Source organism: Bacteroides sp. Marseille-P3684, assembly GCF_900291465.1.
Taxonomy (GTDB): Bacteria; Bacteroidota; Bacteroidia; order Bacteroidales; family Bacteroidaceae; genus Phocaeicola_A.
On record NZ_LT985808.1, the window covers coordinates 2,080,913 to 2,106,004 of the forward strand.

A 25,092-nucleotide genomic window follows, 5' to 3' on the forward strand; every position below is an offset into this window, starting at 1 on the left:
TACGAAAAAGAAGTGGAAATAACCGGTGAAAGCTTTACATTTGCGGCATCGGATACTATAATTAACCTATTATATGAAAAAACTAACGATTTTATTGGCTCTCTTTTTGGCTTGTGCGGCGCCGTTGCTACGGGCTGCTGACAAGCTGGAGATGCGGGACGTAGTGTCAGGAAAGTATGCAGCGCAACGCATCTACGGTGTGAATCCGCTGCTTGATGGTGAACACTATGCACAGATCAGTCCCGACGGCAAGCGCATAGTGAAGTACTCTTTCAAGGATGGCAAAGAGGTGGGCACGTTGTTCGATGTGGCTACAGCCCGGAATGTCAAGCTGGAAAGCTTTGACGGCTACATCATGTCCCCCGATGAAAGCCGCATCCTGATTCAGACCAAGACGCGTCCCATTTACCGCCGTTCGTTCACGGCGGAATATTATATCTATTCCGTGCGGAACAACACGCTCGAGCCGCTTTCAGAGAACGGTCCGCAGCAGGTCCCCCTGTTCTCACCCGACGGAAACAACATTGCCTTTGTGCGCGACAACAACCTCTTCCTGGTGAAACTCCTGTTCGACAACAGCGAGTCGCAGGTGACAAAGGACGGCAAGTTCAACGAGGTGCTCAACGGCATTCCCGACTGGGTCAATGAAGAGGAGTTCGGCTACAACCGGGCGTTCGACTTCAGTGCCGACAGCAAGATGATTGCGTTCATCCGCTTTGATGAGACGAAGGTCCCCCTGTTCTCGTTCCCCCTCTACCAGGGGATGGCTCCCGCCTATGAGCAGTATGCCGAGTATCCGGGAGAGTATTCCTACAAATACCCGGTGGCAGGTGCACGGAACTCCGAGGTGACCGTGCAGACGTATGACATCAAGAGCCACGTCATCCGTCAGATGGAACTTCCGCTGGACAAAGACGGCTATGTGCCCCGCATCAAGTTCACCGACGACCCCGACGGCTTGATTATCACGACCCTCAACCGCAATCAGAACCGTTTTGAAATCTACATGGCAAACCCGCGTTCGCGTGTCTGCCGCCTCCTGGTGCGCGACGAGGCTCCCCAGTACATCAAGGAATCGGCGTACGCGGACCTGCATTTCTACGACGATTCGTTTGTGATGATGAGCGAGCGCGACGGTTTCAACCACCTGTATCTCTATTCGCTGAACGGGAACCTGTTGCGTCAGGTGACCAAAGGCGAGTTCGAGGTGACATCCTTCATCGGCTGGGACCGCAAGAACAACGTGTTCTACTATGAGAGCAATGAAGAGAGTCCGCTTTGCACGGCTGTCTATAAGGTGGATGCCAAGGGTCGCAAGACGAAGCTGAGCCAGCAGCGTGGAACGAACAACTCCATCTTCAGTGCCGACCTGCGTTACTTCATGAACACGTACACGAACCTGGATACCCCGCTGCTCATCACGCTGCATGACAACAAGGGCAAGCTGCTGACGACGCTCGTTGACAATCAGGCACTGAAGGACCGTCTGGCAGCCTTGAATCTTGGGAAGCGCGAGCTGTTCACCTTCCGGACGTCCGACGGCACGACCCTGAACGGCTGGATGGTGAAACCCGCTGACTTTGATGCTTCCAGGAAGTATCCGGTGGTCATGTACCAGTACAGCGGACCGGGTTCGCAGATGGTGACTGACAGCTGGAGCAACGGAAGCCGTGGCAACGGATGCCTGTGGGAACAGTACATGGCAGAGCAGGGCTTCATCTGTGTCTGTGTCGACGGACGTGGAACCGGCGGACGCGGGGCTGCCTTTGAGAAGTGTACCTACATGAAGCTGGGTGTCCAGGAGGCGCACGACCAGGTGGAGGCTGCCAAGTACCTGGCATCGCTGCCTTACGTGAAAAAGGAGGCTATCGGCATCTGGGGATGGAGCTACGGAGGCTATAACACACTGATGTCGCTGAGCGAGGGCACGCCGGTGTTTGCCGTCGGTGTGGCAGTGGCACCTCCCACCTGCTGGCGTTACTATGATTCCGTCTATACCGAGCGCTTCATGCGTACGCCGAAGGAGAATGCGGAAGGCTACCGGCTGTCTTCGGCCCTGGAGCGTGTAGGCAACCTGCACGGCAAGCTCCTGCTGGTTCACGGACTAGCGGACGACAACGTCCACTTCCGCAATACCGCCGAATACAGCGAGGCGCTGGTGCAGGCGAATATTCAGTTTGACATGCACGTCTACACCAACCGCAATCACAGCATCAACGGTGGTAATACCAGTCTGCATGTCTATTCGCTCATTGCCGACTATTTCATTGAGAACCTGAAGTAAAATCCGGCTTCAGTTCCGTTATGCTTACTCCACGGACGGGGATGGACAGTGTGCCTCCTCGTCCGTGGATGTTTTTTAGGACGGACGCATCCCGGGTCCTTCCCGGACTGCCCGTGGGCGAACGCGCATCCATGCCCGGGACAGACGTCATGCAAGTGCGGGATAGATGGGATACAAGCCGGGCTTATACGGACCAAAGTATAATACTTAGGCACCCTAAGTATTATACTTAGCCTACCTAAGTATAATACTTTGGTCTGTCAAGGTACGGCTTTGACGAGGTCTCTCCAGGGCTTGGACAACGCTTATCCTCCGGGAGCAAGTGCGTCAGGTGCTTCCGGTCCGTCAATGATGGTATGGAACAGGGGGTGTGAGGTGGTGGTTATTCGGATTTAACGGCATTCAAATGGTGTTCGATATGCGTTTGAATGGCATCCTTCTCGTCCGGGTGGAACCAGCAGATTTCCGGGTCACGCTTGAACCAGGTCATCTGTTTCCGGGAATAGATGCGGGAGTTCTGCTTGATTTTCTCGATGGCGAACGGCAGGTCCCATGTCCCGTCGAAGACGTTGAACAGCTCTTTATATCCCACGGTGTTGAGGGAGTTCAGCTGTCTGTAGGGATAGACCCGGCGGGCTTCCTCCACCAGTCCGTCGGCAATCATCTGGTCGACCCTGCGGTTGATGCGGTCATACAGCTCCTCGCGCTCGCGCCGCAATCCGATTTTTATCATGCGGAAGGGGCGTTGCTTGATGCCTTGCGTCCGGTAGGAGGTGTAGGTGCGTCCGGTCATGTAACAGATTTCCAGCGCATGGATGACCCGCTTGGGGTTCTTCAGGTCCACGATGGCATAATATTCCGGGTCGAGCAGCTTCAGTTCGCCGCAGAGTCCCTCCAGCCCGACCTCGGCGTAGTGCTCCATGACCTGGGCGCGTGTCTCCGCATCCACCGTCGGTATGTCATCGATTCCCTTGCATACGGCATCTACGTACATCATGGAGCCTCCGGTCATGAGCAACACGTCGTGCTGTTGGAACAGCTCCGCCATGAGTTGCATCGCGTCGGCTTCATACTGGGCGGCACTGTAGTAATCAGTCAGTTGCAGCGTCCCGATGAAATAATGCCTTACCCTCGCCAGCTGTTCGGGCGTAGGGGCTGCCGTACCAATCTTCAGGTCGGCATAGAGCTGTCTGGAGTCGCACGACAGGATGGGGGAGTGGTAGCGTTCAGCGATGGAGAGGCTGAGTTCGGTTTTGCCTACGCCGGTGGGTCCGATGAGGACGATGAGGTGTTTCATGAAGTCTGTGTCTGATAAAAAGGGTGTTGTCGTCAGGGTGATTGCAAGAGAGGCACAAAGACACAGGGAGAATGGCTTTCCGGGAAAGGCTCTCTGTGCTTTTGTGCCTCTAGGTGTTGGACCGGGGTTGCACGCTCTCTCACGGTGTCGGCGTGAGGGCAGCCGTCGGCATCAGTAGCGGTCGTAGTCGTTGCTGTTTCCGCCGTCCATCTCGAACCCGTCGGGGTCGAATTCTTCCGGGTCGAACGACTGGTCGCCGTAGAAGTTCTCGTCGAGGTCCAGTGAGTTGGAGGCATTGTTCTTTGCCATTTCATCAAAGTCGACCGACTGCTTGGGGGCGGTGCCATGCTTGCGCGAGCAGACCGGTTTGTCCAGGCTCTTGCCCGGAAGGACCTCGCTCAGTTCGATGAAGAAGACACGGTCCGTCAGCGGGTCGAACACGTAGAGCAGGCGTTGCTTCTCTTCCTCCACCAAGTCGCTCAGGCGGGTGTCTTTCATGATCCAGGCATCCTCGTCAGAGCTGGTTCCCATATCTTCGAGAGTCACCTCTTTTTCCTTCTCCCAGTCTTCATCGCAAATGAAGAAGGAGGTCATCTGGTCGTCTTTGTAGCCGCACGATGCCAGGATGGCTTTGTGGAAGTCAAGGAACGTGGCATCGGAGTCTATCTTGATTTCTCTGACGAAATCATCCACCTCGTCGGAGACAATGGTAAATCTGTAAATCATGATGAATAGTTTTTAGTTGCCTGCCCGGGATAACCCGAGTGGCTGAGTTGGGCTTATCTGATTATACCTCGTTGTGATTCTTTGATGAACGAGATGATGTATTCAATCTCTTTGCTCATCGGCACTTCTGTCTCCACTTTTGCCAAAGCGTCGGTTACATTCAGTCCGCTCTGGTAGATGATGCGGTAGGCATTGTGTATGTTCTCAATCAGTTCGTTGGAGAAGCCGCGGCGGCGGAGTCCGACGATGTTGATACCGGCATACGTGATGGGCTCGCGTCCGGCAATGATGAACGGGGGAATGTCCTTGCTGAAGCGGGAACCACCCTGCACCATGGTGTAGCCACCTACGCGGCAGAACTGGTGCATCAGGACGGCGGCACTGATGATGGCGTTGTCGTCGATGATGATTTCTCCCGCCATCTTGGTGGAGTTGCCGATGATGCAGCCGTTGCCCACATGGGCGTCGTGTGCCACGTGTACGCCTTCCATCAGGAGGTTGTTGCTACCGACGATGGTACGTCCTTTGGCTGCCGTTCCGCGGTTGATGGTCACGTTCTCACGGATGGTGTTGTTGTCGCCGATTTCGGCTGTGGTCTCTTCGCCACGGAACTTCAGGTCTTGAGGAATGGCGCCGATCACGGCTCCCGGGAAGATGCGGTTCCCGTTGCCGATGCGTGCACCATAGAGAATGTTGGCATTGGACATGATGACGTTGTTGTCGCCGATCACCACGTTCTTGTCGATGAAAACGAATGGACCGATTTCCACATTCTCACCAATCTTTGCTTCAGGATGAATGTATGCTAATGGACTTATCATAAAATGTATACTGATAAATATGAGGAATCAGGCACGTTGGGATGCCTGTGTGTTACTTGTTCTTTACGATTTGTGCCATAAATTCAGCCTCGCAGACCACCTTCTCTCCGACGAAAGCATAACCTTTCATGGTCGAGATGCCACGGCGGATGGGGGCGAGCAGTTCTACCCGGAACAGCAGGGTGTCGCCGGGAACGACCTTCTGGCGGAATTTCACGTTGTCGATTTTCAGGAAGTAAGTCGAATAGCGTTCCGGCTCATCCACTGAGTTCAGTACCAGCAGACCGCCGACCTGTGCCATCGCCTCGATTTGGAGTACTCCCGGCATGACCGGTTCCTGGGGGAAGTGGCCGACGAAGAAAGGCTCGTTGGCTGTGATGTTCTTCACACCGACGATGTAGTTGGCGCCGATGGCAATCACCTTATCGACCAGTTGGAATGGGTAGCGGTGGGGAAGAAGTTCGCGGATGCGGTTCACATCCATGATGGGGGTCTCGTTGCAGTTGTAGACCGGTGCCTGGATGTCGTGCTGTTTGATTTCCTTGCGGAGCAGACGGGCGAATTTGTTGTTGACGGTGTGTCCGGGACGGGTTGCGATGATGCGTCCCTTGATGGGTTTGCCGATGAGTGCAAGGTCTCCGATGATGTCGAGCAGCTTGTGGCGTGCCGGTTCATTCGGCCATACGAGCGGTTTGTTGTTCAGGTAGCCCACCTTGGTGGCGTCGTGGTGTTCCACCTTCATGATGTCGGCGAGCTTGTCAAACTGTTCTTGAGGCATTTGCCGTTCGTAGATGACAATGGCATTGTCGAGGTCGCCTCCCTTGATGAGTCCGGCAGCAAGCAGCGGCTGTATTTCGCGGACGAACACGAAGGTGCGGCTGGAAGCAATCTCCTTGGGGAAGTCGCTCATGTTGTCCAGTGTGGCAAACTGGTTCGACAGGATTTGCGAGTCGTAGGAAATCAGGACGTTCACGCTGAAGTTCTCATCCGGCAGGACGATGATGGACGACCCGGTGGTCTCATCCTTGTACTCGATTTTGGATTTGATGATATAGTAATCCTTTACGGCATTCTGCTCTTCGATACCGACACGTTCAATGTTTTCCACATAGGTCTTGGCACTACCGTCGAGGATGGGAAATTCGGGTCCGTTAACCTGGATGAGACAGTTGTCTATGCCGGCAGCATAAAGGGCTGCCAATCCATGTTCAACGGTGCTGACCTTTACTCCGTTTTTGGAGAGTACGGTGCCTCGTGTCGTTTCAGTCACATTTTCTGCGACAGCATCGATGATGGGTTGTCCCTCCACATCGATGCGTTGGATTTTATAGCCATGATTGTCCGGCGCAGGATTGAATGTCACTGTCAGGTTCAGACCGGTGTGCAGTCCTTTTCCGCAGAGGGAGAAGCTGCCTTTAAGTGTTTTCTGTTTCAACATGGGTCTATGCTTATTTGTTTAATTGTTTCTTCAGTTCTTCAATTTCCTTCTCCATTCGGTTCAGTGTCTGATACATGTCGGGGAGTTTTTTATAGATGACCGAACTCTTGAAGAATTGCTTGGCATCGATGGCGGGGCTACCCATGATGGTGAGGTTGTCACCTTTCACGGTGCCGGGAATGCCCGACTGTGCACCGATATTCACGTGGTTACCCACGCGGATGTGTCCTGCCAGTCCGACTTGCCCGCCGAACATGCACCATTCGCCCACCTTGGTAGAGCCTGCGATACCGACTTGAGATGCCATCACGGTGTGGCTTCCCACTTCCACATTGTGGGCTATCTGGATCAGGTTGTCCAGCTTGACTCCCTTGTGTACGATGGTTGCTCCCATGGTGGCACGGTCCACGCACGTATTGGCGCCGATTTCCACATCATCCTCCAGCATGGCGATACCGATTTGAGGAATCTTCTCGTAGCCTTCAGGCGAGGGCGCAAAACCAAATCCGTCGGCGCCTACCACACTTCCGGCATGAAGGATGCACCGTTTGCCGACGCGGCAGTCATGGTATACGGTGACATTCGGATAAAGGATACTGTTTTCGCCGATGACAGCGTTCTCACATACGGTCGCATGTGGATGGAGAGCTACCCCGTCGCCGATGACGGCATTGGCGCCGACATAGGCAAAGGCATCGATATAGACGTCCTTCCCGATTTTGGCTGTCGGGTCGATGCAGGCCAACGGGTGGATGCCAGTCTTCTTCGGCTTACTCATCTCATACAAAGTGAGCAGTTTGGCGACACTCTCGTAGGCATTGTCTACTTTTATGAGTGTAGCGTTGACGGGTCTTTCGGGTTCAAAGTCTTTGTTGACCAGGACGATGGTCGACTTGGTTTCATAAATGTAGTGGGTGTATTTGGGGTTGGAGAGGAAAGAGATGGCCCCGGGCACCCCTTCTTCAATCTTGGCGAAGGTGTGAACTGTGGCATTTTCGTCTCCGACGATGACTCCGTGAATAAATTCTGCAATTTGCTTTGCTGAGAATTCCATAAGCTAGTCTTTTATATCTTTATTGTTGTTTCTTATGTGTTCAAATGAAAAGGATTGTGTAGACAATCAGCTCTTCATTAGCTTGCAAATTACGCAATTTTTTTTCGTATTACCGTCGTTTCGGCAGACTTTTGTACGGTTTTTTAGCCGTAAACGGGCAGCAGATGCTATTAAAAAGATAATTTCTGAGAGCCGTAACAGCCTCCAATCCTAAAGTCTAAAGACTGATTTGGGATAAGGGTATGAGCATGGGACATGTCCGGCATGTAGAAAAGAGGACGGGGAATGAAGTAGACTTTCGCTTGTCAGCTTTTGTCCCTTTCATTCCCCGGAAGCCTTGGGTATGGTTGGATAAGTCCTTTTGAGGAGACTTATAAGATTTGTTTCAGTTGTTCAGCCATCTGCTGTTGTACTTCATGTGCCTTCTCTGCTGCTACCCGGGCAAAGTTCTCTGTCTTGTCGGCATAGATAATGGCTCTGCTGGAGTTGACGATGAGACCGCAGGTACTGTTCATGCCGTAGCGGCAGACTTCCTCCAAAGAGCCTCCTTGTGCACCGATGCCGGGAACAAGCAGGAAGTGGTTGGGAGCTACACGGCGGATATCCTCGAACATGCGGCCTTGTGTCGCACCGACTACATACATCATGTTTTCATCATTGCCCCATTGTTGGGAAACGCGAAGCACCTTCTCAAAGAGACGTTCCCCGTTGGCATCAGCTGTCAGCTGAAAGTCGTGTGAACCCTTGTTGGAAGTCAGAGCCAACAGGATGACCCATTTCCCTTTGTAGGCAAGGAAAGGGCTGACACTGTCTTCGCCCATGTAAGGAGCCACGGTGACGGAATCGATATCCAGCTCGTCAAAGAAAGAACTGGCATACATGGTCGATGTGTTGCCGATGTCGCCCCGCTTGGCATCTGCTATGATGAACTGGTCGGGATACTGCTGCTTGATATATTGGATGGTCTTCTCAAAGGCAATCCATCCTTTTACTCCCAGACATTCATAGAAAGCCAGATTGGGTTTGTAGGCGATGCTATAGGGAGCCGTGGTGTCAATGATCGCTTTGTTGAAAGCGAAGATCGGGTCTTCTTCCTGCAACAGGTGTTCAGGAATCTTCTTGATGTCAGTGTCCAAGCCCACACAGAGGAATGACTGTTTGCGCTTGATGTTCTCAAATAATTCTTGCTTGTTCATTTTGATAAGTGTTTATTCGTTATGGTAGAGATAGCCTTTGAAGTTGCAATTGCCCTTTTCCGGCTTTCCGTCTGTCAGATAGAGCTGGAAGGTTGTCAGGACAAAGACGTTGCCTCGCTGCGTCCTGAAAGAGACCGGCATGGCGCTTTCGTTACGGTTGACACGACTCAGTGTCTCCAGCGGAATGTTGACAATGTCGTCAGGATGATGCAATGTGACCGTCAGCACTCCGGTCGTACCTTGCTCCTCTGCAAGTTTGCCTTCCGTCGGGGTGCAGAGACGATAGCCGGATGGTACATTGTGTGTGTCGCTTTTCGAGTAGTAGCTCATCAAATCCCGTCTGTCGGAGGCGGACAGGTCCATACCTTCTATCTGAATCATTTTCGGATAGACCTTGTGCTGGACCAGGTCATCCACGCTGCTCTGTCCGAACCAGTCAATGAGGTATTTTAGCTTTGCGTTGACCAGCTCCTGTTCGGAGGAAGGTAAGGTCTGTACCCATTCATCATATTCTTCTTGGTTGAGGGGTAGCTTGTTTGCTCCACTGTGTTGCATGGCGTCCCGGATGTCCTTATGTAGGGTATGCCGGGTGATGCCTGCATAGTTGACCGGCAATACGGACGTCAGCAAAAAGATGACGGAGAAGGATATGGGAATCCAGCTGATGCGTCGGGCGCGAGTCACTATCAACCCGATGCAGACGAGATAGAACCAGACATTGAGGGTGACGAGATAGAGGCGGTTGAGCGTGATGCCATAATCGTTGAAACGGCGGATGATGCCGATAGTCATCAACAGCAACAGAGGCAGTACCAGTGCCGGCAGCAGGAGGGCAATCAAATGGTCCTTCCGCCGGTTCTCTTTCAGCCGCATCGGGTAAAGGCTGAATTCGATGGCGATGCAGCCAGCCATCAGTGTCACTACAAGCCATGAGACCCATCCGTCAGGCAGTTCCCAGCGGAAGAGAATCGTACAGGCATAGACATATAGGACGAGCAGGTAGGCACCGGCCAGCGGAAGAAACAAATAATAGATTGTGCCTTTTAGAAATGCAGTCGGGTAGGGCGTACGATCGTGTTTTTGTTCCCCTCGTGGAAGCTGTCCTAAAAAGAGGAGTATCGGCAGTAGTTCCAGACCGACAATCAAGATGTATAGATAACTCTTCCGGCTGACCTCCACTCCGAAAAGTTGCTGCAGGGAGAGGGTGAGCAGGCAGAGTCCTGCACTCATGAGGATACCCACGACCAAAGACACGGCAAGTGTGCCGATGGCGTTCTGTGCAAAATTCCAGGAGAGAATATCGTCCTTCTCCCGGAAGAACGGCAGGAAGAAAACGGATATTCCGATGGCCAACACACCGGCAGCATGGGCGATGCCGATGTCAATGGAGTTTGCCTCATGCGCCTTGTAATAGAGGAAGAAAGCATCCGCCACCAATAAGAGCTGCATCGCAACAAACACTCCATAACGGACCGCCGTGCGACGGACCTCCTCTCCCCATAGATGAAGGCTGAGTGAAAGGAGAGTCCCTACGGACAGATAATAGCCCATGATGAAAACCAGCCGGTCAGCTGTCATCCAGGCTTCTGTGGCTACGAGATGGCACAGGTATGCCGTCAGTGCCAAGGCAAAGCATACCGTAATCGGGAAACGCGTGACACAGTTGCGAAAAGCATCTCCCAGGTTGTGCGAAAGGAATGTAAACAGTCTCATGGTGAGGGGCAAGGGTAGATTAAAGATTGGGTTAGAGCTCGCTCTCTTTCAGGCGTTCCGCATTTTCTGCCACAATCAGGTGGTCGATGCAGTCTTGTATGTCGCCATCCATGAATGCAGCGAGGTTGTAGATGGTATAGTTGATGCGATGGTCGGTAATACGCCCTTGCGGATAGTTGTAGGTACGTATCTTGGCAGAGCGGTCGCCCGTCGATACCATGGTCTTGCGTTTGGACGCGATGTCATCAATGTACTTTTGGTGTTCGCGGTCGTAGATGAATGTGCGCAGACGAGCCAGTGCCCGCTCCTTATTTTTAGGTTGGTCACGTGTTTCCGTACATTCAATCAGGATTTCTTCCACCACACCCGTATTGGGATTCTTCCAGTTATAGCGGAGGCGTACGCCCGACTCCACCTTGTTCACATTCTGTCCGCCGGCACCGCCACTGCGGAAAGTATCCCATTTGATTTCCCCTTCGTTGATTTCCACGTCAAAAGGTTCGGCCTCGGGCAGCACTGCCACGGAAGCAGCCGATGTATGTACGCGTCCCTGTGTTTCTGTAGCCGGTACCCGTTGTACGCGGTGAACTCCCGACTCATACTTCAGTGTGCCATAGACCTTCTCTCCCGAGATGGAACAGATAATCTCCTTGTAGCCACCGGCAGAACCCTCCGTGAAACTGGATATCTCCATCTTCCATCCTTTTCGTTCACAATACTTGGCATACATGCGGAAGAGGTCTCCGGCAAAGATTGCTGCTTCGTCGCCTCCCGTGCCACCACGTATTTCCAGGATGGCATTGCGGTCGTCTTGCGGGTCGGCAGGAATCAGCAGAAGTTTGATTTCCTCTTCCAATTGGGGTATGCGGGTTTCGCATGCGGACGCTTCCTCACGCGCCATCTCCTTCATCTCCGGGTCATCCTCAGTGAGCAGGAGCTGCTTGGCTTCGTCCAGGGTGTTCAAACATTGCACATAGTCTTTACGCACTTTCATCAGGTCGCCCAGTTCCTTGTATTCCTTTGTAAGCTTCACATAGCGTTTCTGATCCGCGATTACAGACGGGTCTGTGATCAAGGTAGAGACCTCCTCAAAGCGGGATACTAAACCATCTAACTTTTCCAGTAAAGTGTTGTTATCAGTCATAGGCAGGTTGGTGGATTTATGAGTTTACAAGTCGTTAAGTTGATGAGGATTTGTTTTGCCTGTTCCCGGGCCATATCCCCATCAACTTGTTTTCCGGAAAGTCCGTTGGTTAGTATCTGAACTCTCCGAATTCGCTCTTAATGACCAATTCGGTTTGACCGTTTCCTTCTTCGATGCGTCCGATGACTTGTGCATCAATGTTGAAGCTCTTGCTGATGGCAATGACTTCTTCAGCGTGTTCCGGAGCAAGATAAACCTCCAGACGATGTCCCATGTTGAAGACCTTATACATTTCAGCCCAGTCTGTACCGCTTTGCTCCTGGATGGTCTTGAACAAAGGAGGTACCGGGAAGAGGTTATCTTTCACGACGCGTACATTTTCCACGAAGTGCAGCACCTTGGTTTGTGCTCCACCTGAGCAGTGTACCATGCCATGAATCTCCGGACGCAGTGCATCCAACAGCTTCTTTACGACCGGTGCATACGTGCGGGTGGGAGAAAGTACCAGCTTTCCGGCATCGAGCGGACTTCCCTCTACCGGGTCTGTGAGGCGCAGCTTCCCTGAATAGACGAGGTCTTCAGGCACAGCCTTGTCATAGCTTTCCGGATATTTCTCTGCCAGGTATTTGGCAAAGACATCGTGCCGTGCCGACGTCAATCCGTTACTGCCCATGCCACCGTTGTATTCTTTCTCATAGGTGGCTTGTCCGTAGGAAGCCAGGCCTACAATGACATCACCCGGACGGATGTTCGCATTATTGATGACATCGCTCCGTTTCATACGGCAGGTAACCGTACTGTCAACAATGATGGTGCGCACCAGGTCCCCGACGTCAGCCGTTTCACCTCCGGTGGCGTATACACCGACACCCATTTCACGCAATTCGGCGAGCAGCTCATCCGTGCCATTGATAATGGCTGAGATAACTTCTCCCGGAACCAATAGCTTGTTGCGTCCGATGGTAGATGATACCAGGATGTTGTCGACTGCACCCACACAGAGTAAATCGTCGATGTTCATGATCAAGGCATCCTGTGCAATGCCTTTCCACACACTCAGGTCGCCGGTCTCTTTCCAATAGAGGTAGGCCAAGGATGATTTGGTCCCGGCACCGTCAGCATGCATGATGTTGCAATATTCAGGGTCTCCGCCCAAGATATCTGGTATAATTTTACAGAAAGCTTTCGGATAAATACCTTTGTCAATGTTCTTAATGGCGTTGTGCACGTCTTCTTTGGACGCAGATACGCCTCTCATCATATAACGTTGGTTACTCATATCGGATATTGTTAGTTAAGTTGTTTCATTTAAAATTTTACTTCCGGTGCTTTTTGACTACCGGCTTCTGCTTCAAAATAAGGTTTCTTGTCAAAACCGAACATTCCGGCAAACAGGTTGTTCGGGAACTTACGGATATAGGTGTTGTAATCCTGAGTTACCTGGTTGAAGTTACGGCGCTCTACGCTGATGCGATTTTCTGTACCTTCCAGCTGAGCCTGTAGTTCTTGAAAATTCTCATTGGCTTTCAATTCCGGATAATTCTCGGTAACAGCAAGCAGACGGCTGAGTGCACTGCCAACTTCCCCTTGGGCTGCTTGATAGGCTTTCAGCTTTTCCGGTGTCAGTTCGTCGGCATTCAGGGTAATCTGAGTAGCCTTGGAGCGTGCATTGACGACAGATTCCAAGGTTTCCTGTTCGTGGGAGGCATAGCCTTTTACTGTATTCACCAGGTTAGGGATCAAATCTGCACGACGTTGATACTGGTTCTCCACATTGCTCCATGCGGTATTCACGGCTTCTTCTTTTTCAACCATGCTGTTGTACCCACAGCTGCTCAGTGTCAGTGCACAGATAAGAATCAATGCTAGTCTCATGATACGTTTCATAGATTTCTTTATTTTAGATGTATGGATTGTTGCTGTTTATTGTTTCTAGAATTTGGAGCCGGCTCCTCCTCCGCCAAAGTTTCCTCCACCAAAGCTGCCACCGCTGAAGCCGCCACCTCCGCGACCTCCGAACAGACCCCCACCAAAGATGATGGGACCTCCTCCGCGTCCACCTCCGAAACCGTCGTGACGGTCGTCTCGTGATTCTTCTTCACGTACGACCGTATAACCGCAGTTTGAACAGGTATAGACCACTTCTTCCCGGCGTATGCCATGGACATTGGAAATGAGACGTGAGTCACTCCGATACAAGGTATGCTTTTTGCAATGTGGACATTGGCTTTTGCGCCGCATGCGGCGATAAGCGAAGAAACAGAAAAGCAGTATGACCAGGGCTGCAAAAAGGAGAGGGTAGAGGTCTGCCATCGAATCTGTTTCTGCCCGTTGCTCAGTTCCGTCCTGATAATCCTTCAGATAGGAATCAATCGCCCGGATGCCGGCCAGCATACCGTTGTCCCAGTCGCCTTGACTGAAAGGAGTATTCATAAAGCGATTCTGGATGCGTTTACAGATGGCATCCGGTAGAATCCCTTCCAAGCCGTAGCCGGTGACAAACTGGATGCAGCGTTCTTCTGTCACCAGAAGGATGACTAACCCATTATCTGTCTGTTTTTTTCCTACGCCATTCTGTTTGCCGAGTTGCAGGGCGAACTCAAAACAGTCTCCTCCTTCAATTTCCTTGACAGCAACAACCAGTGTTTCAATGCCGGTGCGTTGCTCCAAGGCGTACAGGATGTTGTCAATGGAACTAACGGTGGAAGCGGACAAAATCTGGTCGGGATTGGATACATAGCGTGTACGGTCCTGCAAATGCACCATGGGTATTTCGCTCACCTGATAGGGGTGAGCCCATCCCTTTACGAGTCCAAGCAGACAACAGACGAAGCAGGTAATGATTGTTTTCTTCATATAGCTGCAAAAGTACGAAATCTTTCGTAGGTTATCAGTACTTACGTTTCTTTTGTTTTACAGAATATATAATGTATATAAGGATTAGAGATTCTCACACTCTTCGAGCCACAATGCAGATGATGCGTCGCTGGGCATACGCCAATCGCCGCGTGGAGACAAGACGACGGAACCCACTTTAGGACCATCCGGCAGGCAGGAACGTTTGAATTGTTGGGAGAAAAAGCGTCGGCAGAAAGTCTTCAGCCATTTTTTGATCGTCTCATTGTCATAATGTGTACCGAAGGCTATTTGTGCCAGATAGTAGATTTTGGCGGGACGGAAGCCGAAGCGGAAAAACTGATAGAGGAAAAAGTCATGCAGTTCATAGGGACCCACCAGATCCTCGGTCTTCTGTTTGATGTTGCCATGTTCGTCGGCAGGAATCAGTTCGGGGCTGATAGGCGTATCGGCAATATCCAACAAGGTTGTGCGTGAGGTCGCATCAACATCATGCTCCGCTACCCATACAACCAGATGTCTGACCAGGGTCTTGGGAATGCTGGTATTGACAGCATACATGGACATGTGGTCTCCATTATAGGTTGCCCAGCCTAGAGCGAGTTCGGACAGGTCTCCGGTACCGATAACAAGTCCGTTCATCTGGTTTGCTACATCCATGAGGATCTGGGTGCGTTCACGAGCTTGCCCGTTTTCATAAGTCACATCGTGGTTGTTTATATCCTGCCCGATGTCCTGAAAGTGTTGGATGCATGCCTCTCTGATGCTGATTTCACGGATGGTCACTCCCAACGATTCCATCAGGTGGATGGCGTTGTTGTAGGTGCGGTCCGTAGTTCCGAAGCCGGGCATTGTGACTCCGATAATGCCTTTCCGGTCAAAGCCAAGCTTGTCGAATGTGCGGGTGGCAACCAACAGGGCCAATGTAGAGTCCAACCCTCCGGAGATTCCGATAACAGCTGTCCGGCAATGGGTGTGTAGCAACCGTTTGGCAAGACCGGATACTTGGATTGCAAAGATTTCTTCGCAGCGTTCGTCCAACTCTTTTCCCGAAGGCACAAACGGGTGCGGCTCTACGAAGCGGGTCAGAGAAACAGGACGGGGAGCAGGTCCGTCCAGGGTTATGTGACGGTATGTCCGCAGGTGATTGGCGGCACGGCAAGCAGCAAATGTGGTGTTTATACGGCGTTCGTTCCGCAAACGCTCCACATCAATTTCGCTGACAACCAGTTGAGGCTCCAAGGAGAAACGCTGTGATGATGCCAGCAGGGAGCCATTTTCATAAATCAGTCCGTTGCCACAGAATACGACGTCGGTTGTCGATTCTCCAAAGCCACAGGAAGCAAACACGTAGCCGGCGAGACAACGTGCTGACTGTTGGCAGATGAGCGAACGCACATAGTTGTGTTTCCCTGTTCCTTCATTATCTGCCGACATGTTGAAGATAATGTCAGCGCCTTCCAAGGCTAGCTGTGAGCTGGGTGGAATCGTTGCCCACATATCTTCACAAATTTCGATACCAAACCTGCACGAAGGTGTATCAAAAAGGAGATAGGGGCTGAACGGGATGCCTTCTTGTCCGCAGAGGGTGATGTTACTGTCGCAATGCAGTCCGGACGCAAACCAGCGCATCTCATAGAACTCTTTATAGTTCGGTAAATAAATCTTGGGGACCACTCCCTGGATTTTACCATGACGCAGGACGACGGCGCAATTGAATAAGGATGCATTTACCTCCAATGGCAGTCCAACCATGCATATCACCTCTTTATCCCGACTGGCGTTTACGAGCTGTTGAAGTGCTTTGATACTTTCTTCCAACAGAAGCTGTTGTGCAAACAGGTCCGCACAGGTATAAGCGGTAATTGACAGCTCCGGAAAGATAACAATCTCGACCCCGGCTTTTTCAGCTTCGTCCAATTGCTGGATAATTTGTTGTGTATTATAATGGCAGTCAGCAACCTTGACACTAGGTATGGCTGCTGCTACTTTTACAAATCCATAATTCATATTCATACTTGATATTGGTTGGTGCAAAGATAAGAAGTTTCGTTTGAAGGGGAGTTAATCTACCTTTTCTAAAATCGCTCTTTCGAGCGAATTGGCAAAGGTGAGGCGGTTCGTCTCATCTTTTGTTCTGGAATCCGATCAGGAGCGCTCTGTTTATTTTGCTTGGTTCATCCCCTGTTTCGGTGATGCAAAAGAGTCCAAATAAGTTTACATGTACATCAAAAAATCAAAGAAGGTTAAAGATGATAAAAACAGGGGCGAACTATTTGCAGGCAATGCCGAATAGTTTTACATTTGCAGCGAAAACGAGAATGAAACAATTACAAACTTGAAAGATGAAATCTAGTGTAGTCTATGACAATCTGATTAAGCACGAGGTGAAGCCTTCGGTACAGCGGATGGCAATCATGGATTATATGATGACTCATTTCACACACCCGAGTGTGGATGAAATCTATAATGCATTAAGTCCGAAGTTTCCGACACTCTCACGCACAACGGTCTACAACACGTTGAAGCTTTTTGTAGAACATGGTGCCGTGCGAATGCTGACAATTGACGAACATAATGCGTGTTTCGATGGTGATATGAGCCTTCATGCTCATTTCCTTTGCAAAAAGTGTGGCAAGATTTATGATATGCCCTTACAAAATCACGAGGATGCCTTGCTGGGTGTCCAGGTTGATGGAAATGAGATAACGGAAGTTCATCAATACTTTAAAGGTATTTGCAAGGATTGTAGGTAATTATTGAATTAAGATATTTTATTGACTAACTTATTAAAACAAATTGATTATGAAAAAGTTTATTTGCACCGTATGTGGTTACATTTATGAAGGTGATGCAGCTCCTGCTCAGTGTCCGATGTGTAAGGCTCCGGCTTCAAAGTTCAAGGAAATGAATGATTCCGCTTTGGAATTTGTTTCCGAGCACACTGTAGGCGTAGCTAAAGGTTGCGACGAAGAGATGATTAAGGACTTGAACGCTCACTTCATGGGTGAATGCACAGAAGTTGGTATGTATTTGGCTATGAGCCGTCAGGCTGATCGTGAAGGCTATCCTGAAATTGCTGAGGCTTTCAAGCGCTTTGCATGGGAAGAGGCTGAACACGCTTCTAAGTTCGCTGAATTGCTGGGTGACTGCGTATGGGACACCAAGACCAACTTGGAGAAACGTATGAACGCTGAAAGCGGTGCTTGCGCTGACAAGACCCGTATCGCTAAGCGTGCTAAGGAGTTGAACCTCGATGCTATCCATGATACTGTTCATGAAATGGCTCGTGACGAAGCTCGTCATGGTAGAGGTTTCGAAGGACTGTACAACAGATACTTCAAGAAATAATAATACTTTCCTTATTTGTAGAAAGGGAGGCTTCCGTTTGAGGGGTCTCCCTTTTTCTGTTGTATGCTCGGCATGAGTATTAATTTTCTGCCAACAGGTAACATATAAAACTCTTAAATAGATGCTTCCAAAGTCATAGCCGGAACCTCCTGATTTTGCATTTCCATGATTTGTAAACCTTAACAAATCATCGTTCTTGTGCCTCACATTATTTAACTGACACACATTAAAAGGCGGATTCTGTTTTTTGTAAGTTTGTCATAACAGTTCATGTTACAGAACTATTTTACAATCATGGATAATCAATCACTAATATAATACTGATAATGAAAACCGAACTGGAGAAGTGCATGGCGGGTGAGCCTTTCAACGGAGGGAAAGACCCGAAAATAGTAGAAATGATTTTACGGACAAGGCGTCTGTTGGCACAGTTCAATGCCACAGATTATGCCGATAACGGGCGGAAACAGGAATTACTGCGTGAAATGCTGGGGAGTGTGGGAAAAGGAGTTCATGTCGATATCGATTTCCATTGCGAATACGGAAAGAATATCTTTGTAGGCAATAAAGTGATAATCAATATGAACTGCACCTTCGTGGATAACCATCGCATTGAGATTGGGGATAATGTGCTGATAGCGTCCAATGTGCAAATATACACTGCCACACATTCCACGGATGTGCATGAACGGATGGTCTGGGATTGGCAGGAAGGCGACGACATCTGCTATACCATAGCCCGCCCTGTCAGAATTGAAGACGGTGTATGGATAGGTGGTGGGGCGATACTGTTGCCGGGGGTGACTATCGGAAAAAATTCAGTTATTGGCGCTGGAAGTGTAGTGACCCGTTCCATCCCTGCCAATTGCGTAGCTGTCGGAAACCCATGTCGGGTCATCCGGCATCTTAAGAGCTTGCTGGCGCCTCAGTAAATCGGTGGTGAGTGTATGCGCATCTTCCTGTGCCGACATGCGCATCTCCTTGTGACGAGAAGCTCATCTCCCTGGTACCGCTTTGCGCGAAAAGGCAGTGGTGAGATGAGCATCCCTAAAACAGGAGTTACGCTAATAGTAACAGGTGTTTACAGAAAATCTTATAGGGGAGATGCGTAAGAGGGTTACAGGGTTTTGCTCAAGACGGTAGTTTGAGGAGGTGGATAGGGCATCCGGATGGCGACAACCGATGGCTGATAGAGGTACTGTAAAAGTACGCGTTTTCTTTGATGAAAACAAGAAACGGAGACGTATAAGACCCGAGATAAAATTGATAACTTTGTAGTGATGTTTATAAATCGGATAAAGGAATAGATTTATGAAGAAAGTAAATTTGTTAGTGGCAAGCCTCTTTGTGTCGGCGCTGTATGCTTGTGGAGGACGTGAGAGCCAGACTCCCTGTAACTTGGATTTGCAGTTGTTCCGGGAAGGCATACGGACGGAATCTGTCAGTGGAGATAGACATCCGACTTATGTCCTTTTCAGTAAGGACTCGCTGTATGCCGACTTGTACGAATCCGGTAGCGGGACAAAAGAAAGGCTGGAACGTCGTACGTTGCCTACTGGGGCGCATGTGTGGAACATTGAGGATGATGACACCAGGAATCTGAGCTTCGCAGATGGGTGTTGGACTGTCAGCCAAAGGGGAAAACTGTTGTTCAAACAGTCTCAAAATGATAATGACGAGAACTTGGGAAATTGGGTTGAGGTGCATTATGCAGGGGCACTTCCTGCTGCCGATGGTCCAGGCATCAGCTATCAGTTGTATGTTCGCCACAGGGAATACAGTGGAGACGGACAATTCTATTTGCAACTCACTTACCTGGAAGCCGAGGAGGGCAAAGATGCGGTTTATACTTGTCTGGGCAGGAGATACACTCAGCGTGGTATGCCTTCCAATAACGACGCTACGGTGTGGAGGCTTGTATCTGACGACGGAGAGGATGCCTTCAACTTTCTGTGCGGTAAGGATGGTAAGACGCTGACACTTTTGAATGAACGCTTTGAAATGCCCGGTTCTGGACTGGATTACTCGCTTAAAAAGATGGAGTGAATCAAGTCTAGTCGACTTCCAGTTTTGTAAGGAAGAATACGATTAGGGAGTTAACCAAACAATAGCGACTGCCACTATGAGCTTGATAGTGGCAGTCGCTATTGTTTGATAGAGAGTGAATATCTTCCTTTCCATGCAACTTATACGGTGATTTCCCCACAAATGGGGGTGTTCATGCGGTAGCGCACTTCATGGGCGCTCATGCCGTGACCGAGCAGGAACATCAGTTTGGTCAAAGCCGATTCGACCGTACTGTCATGGCCACTGATAACCCCCGCTTCGCGCAGGTGAATGCCTGTTTCATAGCGTTCCATTTCGACAGTGCCAGCCAGGCATTGGCTGATGTTGACGATGATGACACCTCGTGCAACGGCATTCTTCAGCAACTTGATGAACCATTCCTTTTGTGGAGCGTTACCGGAGCCGAAAGTCTTCAGCACCACCGCCTTCAATCCCGGAATATTGAGTATGTTGGCGACCATGTTTTCCTGAATGCCCGGGAACAGGGTCAGGATTAGTACATTGGTGTCAAAAAGATAATGCGGCTTGAGTGGTAGCGACATATCAGCCTTGCGGATACGTTCCTCGTTGAAGTTGATATGGATACCGGCGGTGGCCAGTTCGGGATAATTGAAGGAGCAGAACGCATTGAAGTGCTCGGCATTGATTTTCGTCGTGCGATTGCCGCGCAGCAAGTGGTTCTCAAAGAAAATGCATACCTCAGGAACAATGGCCGTACCGTCGGGGTGTTGGGCAGCAGCAATCTCAATGGCAGTGATGAGGTTCTCACGTGCATCGGTACGCAACATTCCGATGGGAAGTTGGCTACCGGTGAGAATGACCGGCTTCGCAAGGTTTTCCAGCATGAAGCTCAGAGCCGACGCTGTGAACGACATGGTGTCAGTGCCGTGGAGGATGACAAAACCGTCGTAACGCTCATAGTTGTAATGGATGATGCGGACTATCTTTGCCCACAAGGCGGGTTCCATGTCTGAGGAGTCAATAGGAGGGTTGAACTGGTAGGTATCAATCCGGTAATTGAATTGGTTGAGTTCAGGCACATGACGGCGCAGGTGGTCGAAATTGAATGTCTCCAATGCCCCATTGTCAGGGTTCTGAATCATTCCAATGGTTCCTCCAGTATATATGAGCAGTACGGATGGCTGTTTCTTTTGTAGCATGGCGTCGGTTTTAATTTTAGCACAAAGATAGCAAAAATACTTAGTCGCCGTAATATGAAAGGGAGAAAAATAACAAAATGTTCATGATTGGCTACTCTGAAGGGTTCGACCAATATCTGCTAACAAGCGGTCGATGGCCTCTGTGACGTGTCCGTCGTATTCCTTGAGGAGGCTGACAAAGCGGCTTCCGATGATACAGCCGGCTGCATGTTCCGAGGCTGCTTCATAGGTTTGCCGGTTGGAGATGCCGAAACCGATGAGGCACGGGTTGTGGAGTTGCATGGCGGCAATGCGCCGGAAATAGGCTTGTTGCTCGTTCCCGAAACCGGTTTGTGCTCCGGTCGTGGCGGCTGAGGATACAAGGTAAATGAACCCGTCAGTATGAGCATCGATTTCCCGGATACGGTGTGGTTCGGTTTCAGGGGTGATGAGCATGATGATTTTCAGGTCGCAGGCTTCGGCTGTCGAACGGAAGTGGTCCATATACTCCCGGAAAGGGAGGTCGGGGATGATGACGCCATCAATGCCACACTGTCGGCAATCCTGACAGAACCGTTCAAAGCCGTACTGCAGGATGGGGTTCAGGTAACCCATCAGTATGAGGGGAATGTCGACGCGGGTACGTACGTCGCGTAATTCGGCAAAAAGCTTGCGAAGTGTCATGCCATGTCGCAGGGCACGGGTGGCTGCATCCTGGATGACGGGGCCGTCCGCCATCGGATCGCTGAAGGGAATGCCTATCTCTACCATATCGACCCCTCGGGAGGCGAGAACTTGTAGCATATCGGCGGTGTGACCGGCGTACGGGTCACCGGCACAGAAATAGATGGAGAGAATATTGTCTCGTTTGATGCTGAAGAGTTGATTGATTCGGTTCATAGTTGTCTTTAATTGTATGGGTTATGACTGATTTTGTTGGATGTTCAGGATAGCCGTCTTACAGGGTGCTATCCCGGAATGAGCGGATGAAGTGTCTGAGGGCCTCGATATCTTTTACACCGGGAGCGGTTTCGAAGCAGCTGTTGAGGTCGATGCCTGCCCATCGCGGATGGTGAAACATGCGCAGGGCTGCAAGGCTGTCGGGCGACAGACCTCCGCTGAGCAGAAAAGGAACGGAAGCCTGGTAAGCATCCAGGACGTTCCAGGGGAAAGATTGTCCGGAACCTCCGAACGTGGAGACCCGTTTGTCGAAAAGGAAATAGTCGCAACAGTGCTCATAGGGGACCGTCAGTTCCAGGTCCTTTTCGGACTCGACGGGGAAGGCTTTGACTACGGTCAGTCCGTATTGGCGTAGTTCCGCACAGAGCGAGGGGGACTCATGACCATGGAGCTGAACGATGTCCAGTCGCAGTTCCTTTACCTTATTATATAGGTATGCAGGAGTTGCGTTGACGAAGACTCCGACGCGACGGCAGGATACAGGCAGATACTCGGGGGTACGGGAGACGAAGCGCGGAGACCGGTCGTAGAGGATGAACCCCATCCAGTCGGTTCCCAACTGTTCGACTGCACGTATGTTGTCCGGTTCGCGCATTCCACAGACTTTGATAATCATAGGCAGGAGCGTATGAAGTTGGCGAGTGTGGTGTGAGGCTGGGGAGTCTTCATGAATGTTTCTCCGATGAGGAAGCCTTGGTAGCCGGCCTTCCGGAGTTGCCGCAAAGTTTCGGGATGGGCAATGCCGCTTTCGGAGACCCATGGCAGGTGAGATGGCAGACGCTCGGCGAGCAGGAAGGACCGGATGGTGTCGGTATGGAACGTGCCGAGGTGACGGTTGTTGACGCCGAGGAGGTCGATATCATCGTTCAGATGCTCCAGTTCGCTCTCATCATGGATTTCCAATAACACTTCCAGCTTCAGCTCGTGTGCCAGTCTTGCCAGTTCCCGACATTCGGCAGGTGTCAGTACGGCTGCAATGAGCAGGACGGCATCTGCACCGACGAGCTTCGCCTGAAGGAGCTGGTAGGGACTGATGATGAAGTCCTTGCGCAGGATTGGCAGGTGGGTCAGCTCACGGGCCTTGCGGATATCGCCCAGGTTCCCTCCAAAGAACTTTTCGTCGGTAAGGATGGAGAGGGCTGCCGCACCAGCCTGCTCATATCCTGCGGTGAGCGCAGCATCGGCGTCGGGATGCAGCCAACCTTTGGAGGGAGAGCGGCGTTTGAACTCGGCAATGATACCGGTCGATGATGTACGGAGGGCATGGCTCATGCGGATGCAGGGATGGATGTCGTCGAGCATCTTTTCCAGATGCATACGGGGAACGGCCGTTTCCTGAATGGCTATTTCAACCCGCTTGTGGGCAATGATTTCAGTAAGTATGTCTGTTGTCATGGTGGTCAGCTGTTGAGTTCGACAAAGTGGCGGAAAGTCCGGAGTGCCTTCCCGCTTTCCAAGGATTCACGGGCGGCGGCAATACATTCTTCGATGGGATGCATCGGTTCGATGGCCTGGATGGCGAACGAGGCATTGATCAGGACACATTCGCGTTGTGCCTGTGTGGCGCGGTTCTCCAGAACACTGTCGAAGATTTCCTTTGCCTCCTGCGGACTGCTGCCTCCGCTCAGTGAACCGCGAGGGGCTATGCTGAAGCCCAGGGAAGAGGGCTCGTAGATTGTTTCGTAACGGTTGGTCATGATTTTGAATTCGTCGGTCAGTGAGATTTCATCGTATCCGTCGAGGTTGTTGACAATGGCGAAACCAATTCCCAGTCGTTGCAAGGTGTTGGTGTAGAGACGCATCTGTGCAAGGTCGGCTACACCCAGCAACTGGTAGGAGGGATGGCAGGGATTGACCAGCGGACCGAGGAGGTTGAAGAGGGTACGCACTCCCAGCTGCCTACGCACGTTGGCCACGTTCTTCAGTGCCGGGTGGAAAAGAGGGGCGTGCAGATAAGCCATGTTGCATTCTTCGATAGAGCGGCGCAGACGGGCATTGTCATTCGTGAACTTTATGCCGTGACATTCCATGACGTTGCTGGCACCGCTGACGGATGTTGCCCCGTAGTTGCCATGCTTGGCAACACGATAGCCCGCGCCGGCGACGACAAAACAGGCACAGGTGGAGATGTTGAAGGTGTTCTTGCCGTCTCCTCCTGTCCCGACAATGTCCAGTGGGTGGTAGGCGGACAAGTCTACAGGGATACACTGTTCGAGCAGGGCATCGCGGAAGCCCAGCAGTTCGTCGACAACGACACTGCGCATGCTGAAGGCGGTGAGGAGGGCGGCAATCTGTACATCGGGACAGTCGCCACGGGTAATGTCTTTCATTACCTGGCAGGCTTCGCTGCGGGTAAGCTCTTCGTGACGGAAGAGTCGTTGGAGTATTTCTTTCATTGTTGATTCTCGTTTAGAGGTTGTACATTGGTTGAGGTTTCGGCAGACAACCAGTTGGCAATGATGCGTTGTCCGTCGGGGGTAAGGACGGATTCGGGATGGAACTGGATGCCGCGCACGTCATAATCCTTGTGGCGCAGGGCCATGATGTAGCCTTCCCGGCTGACCGCTGTCACCTCGAGGCAGTCGGGCAGTTCGTCGGAGTCCACGACCCATGAGTGGTAGCGGCCGACATGAATCTCTTGGGGAAGTCCTCTGAAGAGGTAGTCGTCGGGGTGTACGATACGGACGGGACTTTGTACGCCGTGAAAGACCTCTTCCAGGTTACGCAGACGGGCGCCGAATACCTCGCCTATGGCTTGTTCGCCAAGGCATACGCCCAGGATTGGCTTGCGTCCTGCCCACAGGCGGATGGTGTCCAGGAGACGTCCGGCTTCAGCAGGTACACCGGGACCGGGGGAGAGGAGGAGCTTGTCGAAGTCTGACAGTTCTTCGGGTTGGAACTGGTCATTGCGGATGACAGTAACCCGTGCACCCAGAGCCGTGGCAAGTTGGTGCAGGTTATAAGTGAATGAGTCGTAGTTATCGATGAGACAGATGTGGGTGTTCATTGTAGTGATTGCTTTTGTATGAGTTTGATAATCCGTTTT

General features: G+C 51.2%; 23 protein-coding genes. 5 read left to right on the forward strand and 18 right to left on the reverse strand.

The window, feature by feature from the left end; translation table 11 throughout:
- The first annotated feature begins 73 nt into the window (after positions 1–73).
- Positions 74–2,284 (forward strand): S9 family peptidase, encoded by a 2,211-nt coding sequence (locus C8275_RS08075; protein WP_106484755.1) that lies wholly within the window; start codon positions 74–76, stop codon positions 2,282–2,284.
- A gap of 382 nt (positions 2,285–2,666) precedes the next feature.
- On the opposite strand, the gene miaA is transcribed toward C8275_RS08075, so the two are convergent.
- The 12 genes from miaA to C8275_RS08135 form a co-directional block, all read right to left on the reverse strand.
- A complete protein-coding gene (miaA, locus tag C8275_RS08080; RefSeq protein WP_106484756.1) occupies positions 2,667–3,581 on the reverse strand; it encodes a tRNA (adenosine(37)-N6)-dimethylallyltransferase MiaA in 915 nt (304 codons plus the stop codon).
- 171 nt (positions 3,582–3,752) lie between these two features.
- Complete coding sequence (locus C8275_RS08085; protein WP_022384144.1) at positions 3,753–4,307, reverse strand: hypothetical protein; 555 nt, start codon at positions 4,305–4,307, stop codon at positions 3,753–3,755.
- Positions 4,308–4,360: 53 nt separating this feature from the next.
- Complete coding sequence (gene lpxA, locus C8275_RS08090) at positions 4,361–5,128, reverse strand: acyl-ACP--UDP-N-acetylglucosamine O-acyltransferase (protein ID WP_106484757.1); 768 nt, start codon at positions 5,126–5,128, stop codon at positions 4,361–4,363.
- 52 nt (positions 5,129–5,180) lie between these two features.
- On the reverse strand, positions 5,181–6,566 hold the full coding sequence (locus tag C8275_RS08095; RefSeq protein WP_106484758.1) for a bifunctional UDP-3-O-[3-hydroxymyristoyl] N-acetylglucosamine deacetylase/3-hydroxyacyl-ACP dehydratase: 1,386 nt from the start codon (positions 6,564–6,566) through the stop codon (positions 5,181–5,183).
- A gap of 10 nt (positions 6,567–6,576) precedes the next feature.
- Positions 6,577–7,620 (reverse strand): UDP-3-O-(3-hydroxymyristoyl)glucosamine N-acyltransferase, encoded by a 1,044-nt coding sequence (lpxD, locus tag C8275_RS08100; protein ID WP_022384141.1) that lies wholly within the window; start codon positions 7,618–7,620, stop codon positions 6,577–6,579.
- A 371-nt stretch (positions 7,621–7,991) separates the two neighbouring features.
- Positions 7,992–8,816: an orotidine-5'-phosphate decarboxylase gene (gene pyrF, locus C8275_RS08105; protein WP_106484759.1), complete on the reverse strand. Its 825-nt coding sequence runs from the start codon at positions 8,814–8,816 to the stop codon at positions 7,992–7,994.
- Positions 8,817–8,828: 12 nt separating this feature from the next.
- Complete coding sequence (locus tag C8275_RS08110) at positions 8,829–10,529, reverse strand: DUF4153 domain-containing protein (protein WP_157948216.1); 1,701 nt, start codon at positions 10,527–10,529, stop codon at positions 8,829–8,831.
- A gap of 31 nt (positions 10,530–10,560) precedes the next feature.
- Entirely contained in the window at positions 10,561–11,673 is a 1,113-nt protein-coding gene (gene prfA / locus C8275_RS08115; protein ID WP_022384138.1) for a peptide chain release factor 1, read from the reverse strand.
- Positions 11,674–11,782: 109 nt separating this feature from the next.
- Positions 11,783–12,952 (reverse strand): AIR synthase-related protein, encoded by a 1,170-nt coding sequence (locus C8275_RS08120; protein ID WP_022384137.1) that lies wholly within the window; start codon positions 12,950–12,952, stop codon positions 11,783–11,785.
- Between the two features lie 29 nt (positions 12,953–12,981).
- The gene (locus C8275_RS08125; RefSeq protein ID WP_022384136.1) at positions 12,982–13,560 is read right to left on the reverse strand and encodes a LemA family protein; all 579 of its coding nucleotides are present in this window, start codon (positions 13,558–13,560) and stop codon (positions 12,982–12,984) included.
- Between the two features lie 45 nt (positions 13,561–13,605).
- Entirely contained in the window at positions 13,606–14,529 is a 924-nt protein-coding gene (locus C8275_RS08130; RefSeq protein WP_106484761.1) for a YgcG family protein, read from the reverse strand.
- Between the two features lie 84 nt (positions 14,530–14,613).
- The gene (locus C8275_RS08135) at positions 14,614–16,539 is read right to left on the reverse strand and encodes an NAD(+) synthase (protein WP_106625770.1); all 1,926 of its coding nucleotides are present in this window, start codon (positions 16,537–16,539) and stop codon (positions 14,614–14,616) included.
- A gap of 335 nt (positions 16,540–16,874) precedes the next feature.
- Between C8275_RS08135 and C8275_RS08140 the strand changes: the two genes are divergently transcribed.
- From C8275_RS08140 to C8275_RS08155, 4 genes are all read left to right on the forward strand, one after another.
- Complete coding sequence (locus tag C8275_RS08140; protein WP_106484762.1) at positions 16,875–17,285, forward strand: Fur family transcriptional regulator; 411 nt, start codon at positions 16,875–16,877, stop codon at positions 17,283–17,285.
- 49 nt (positions 17,286–17,334) lie between these two features.
- Positions 17,335–17,880 carry an NADH peroxidase gene (locus C8275_RS08145; protein ID WP_022384132.1) on the forward strand — a complete coding sequence of 182 codons (546 nt, stop codon included), beginning with the start codon at positions 17,335–17,337 and terminating at the stop codon, positions 17,878–17,880.
- A 326-nt stretch (positions 17,881–18,206) separates the two neighbouring features.
- Positions 18,207–18,812 (forward strand): sugar O-acetyltransferase, encoded by a 606-nt coding sequence (locus C8275_RS08150; protein WP_106484763.1) that lies wholly within the window; start codon positions 18,207–18,209, stop codon positions 18,810–18,812.
- A gap of 379 nt (positions 18,813–19,191) precedes the next feature.
- Positions 19,192–19,926, forward strand: coding sequence for a copper resistance protein NlpE N-terminal domain-containing protein (locus C8275_RS08155; RefSeq protein ID WP_106484764.1), 735 nt, complete (start codon positions 19,192–19,194; stop codon positions 19,924–19,926).
- Positions 19,927–20,066: 140 nt separating this feature from the next.
- On the opposite strand, the gene C8275_RS08160 is transcribed toward C8275_RS08155, so the two are convergent.
- The 6 genes from C8275_RS08160 to C8275_RS08185 all read right to left on the reverse strand — a co-directional run bounded on the left by C8275_RS08160 (position 20,067) and on the right by C8275_RS08185 (position 25,053).
- Positions 20,067–21,107 carry an asparaginase gene (locus C8275_RS08160; RefSeq protein WP_106484765.1) on the reverse strand — a complete coding sequence of 347 codons (1,041 nt, stop codon included), beginning with the start codon at positions 21,105–21,107 and terminating at the stop codon, positions 20,067–20,069.
- An 81-nt stretch (positions 21,108–21,188) separates the two neighbouring features.
- Positions 21,189–21,986 (reverse strand): tryptophan synthase subunit alpha, encoded by a 798-nt coding sequence (gene trpA, locus C8275_RS08165; protein WP_106484766.1) that lies wholly within the window; start codon positions 21,984–21,986, stop codon positions 21,189–21,191.
- A gap of 58 nt (positions 21,987–22,044) precedes the next feature.
- Positions 22,045–22,662 (reverse strand): phosphoribosylanthranilate isomerase, encoded by a 618-nt coding sequence (locus C8275_RS08170; RefSeq protein ID WP_106484767.1) that lies wholly within the window; start codon positions 22,660–22,662, stop codon positions 22,045–22,047.
- Positions 22,659–23,441 (reverse strand): indole-3-glycerol phosphate synthase TrpC, encoded by a 783-nt coding sequence (gene trpC, locus C8275_RS08175; RefSeq protein ID WP_106484768.1) that lies wholly within the window; start codon positions 23,439–23,441, stop codon positions 22,659–22,661. The genes C8275_RS08170 and trpC overlap by 4 nt, the downstream gene beginning before the upstream one ends.
- 5 nt (positions 23,442–23,446) lie before the next feature.
- Positions 23,447–24,442 (reverse strand): anthranilate phosphoribosyltransferase, encoded by a 996-nt coding sequence (gene trpD / locus C8275_RS08180; RefSeq protein WP_106484769.1) that lies wholly within the window; start codon positions 24,440–24,442, stop codon positions 23,447–23,449.
- The gene (locus tag C8275_RS08185; protein ID WP_106484770.1) at positions 24,439–25,053 is read right to left on the reverse strand and encodes an aminodeoxychorismate/anthranilate synthase component II; all 615 of its coding nucleotides are present in this window, start codon (positions 25,051–25,053) and stop codon (positions 24,439–24,441) included. Before C8275_RS08185 ends, trpD begins: the two co-directional genes overlap by 4 nt.
- Positions 25,054–25,092 lie beyond the last annotated feature (39 nt).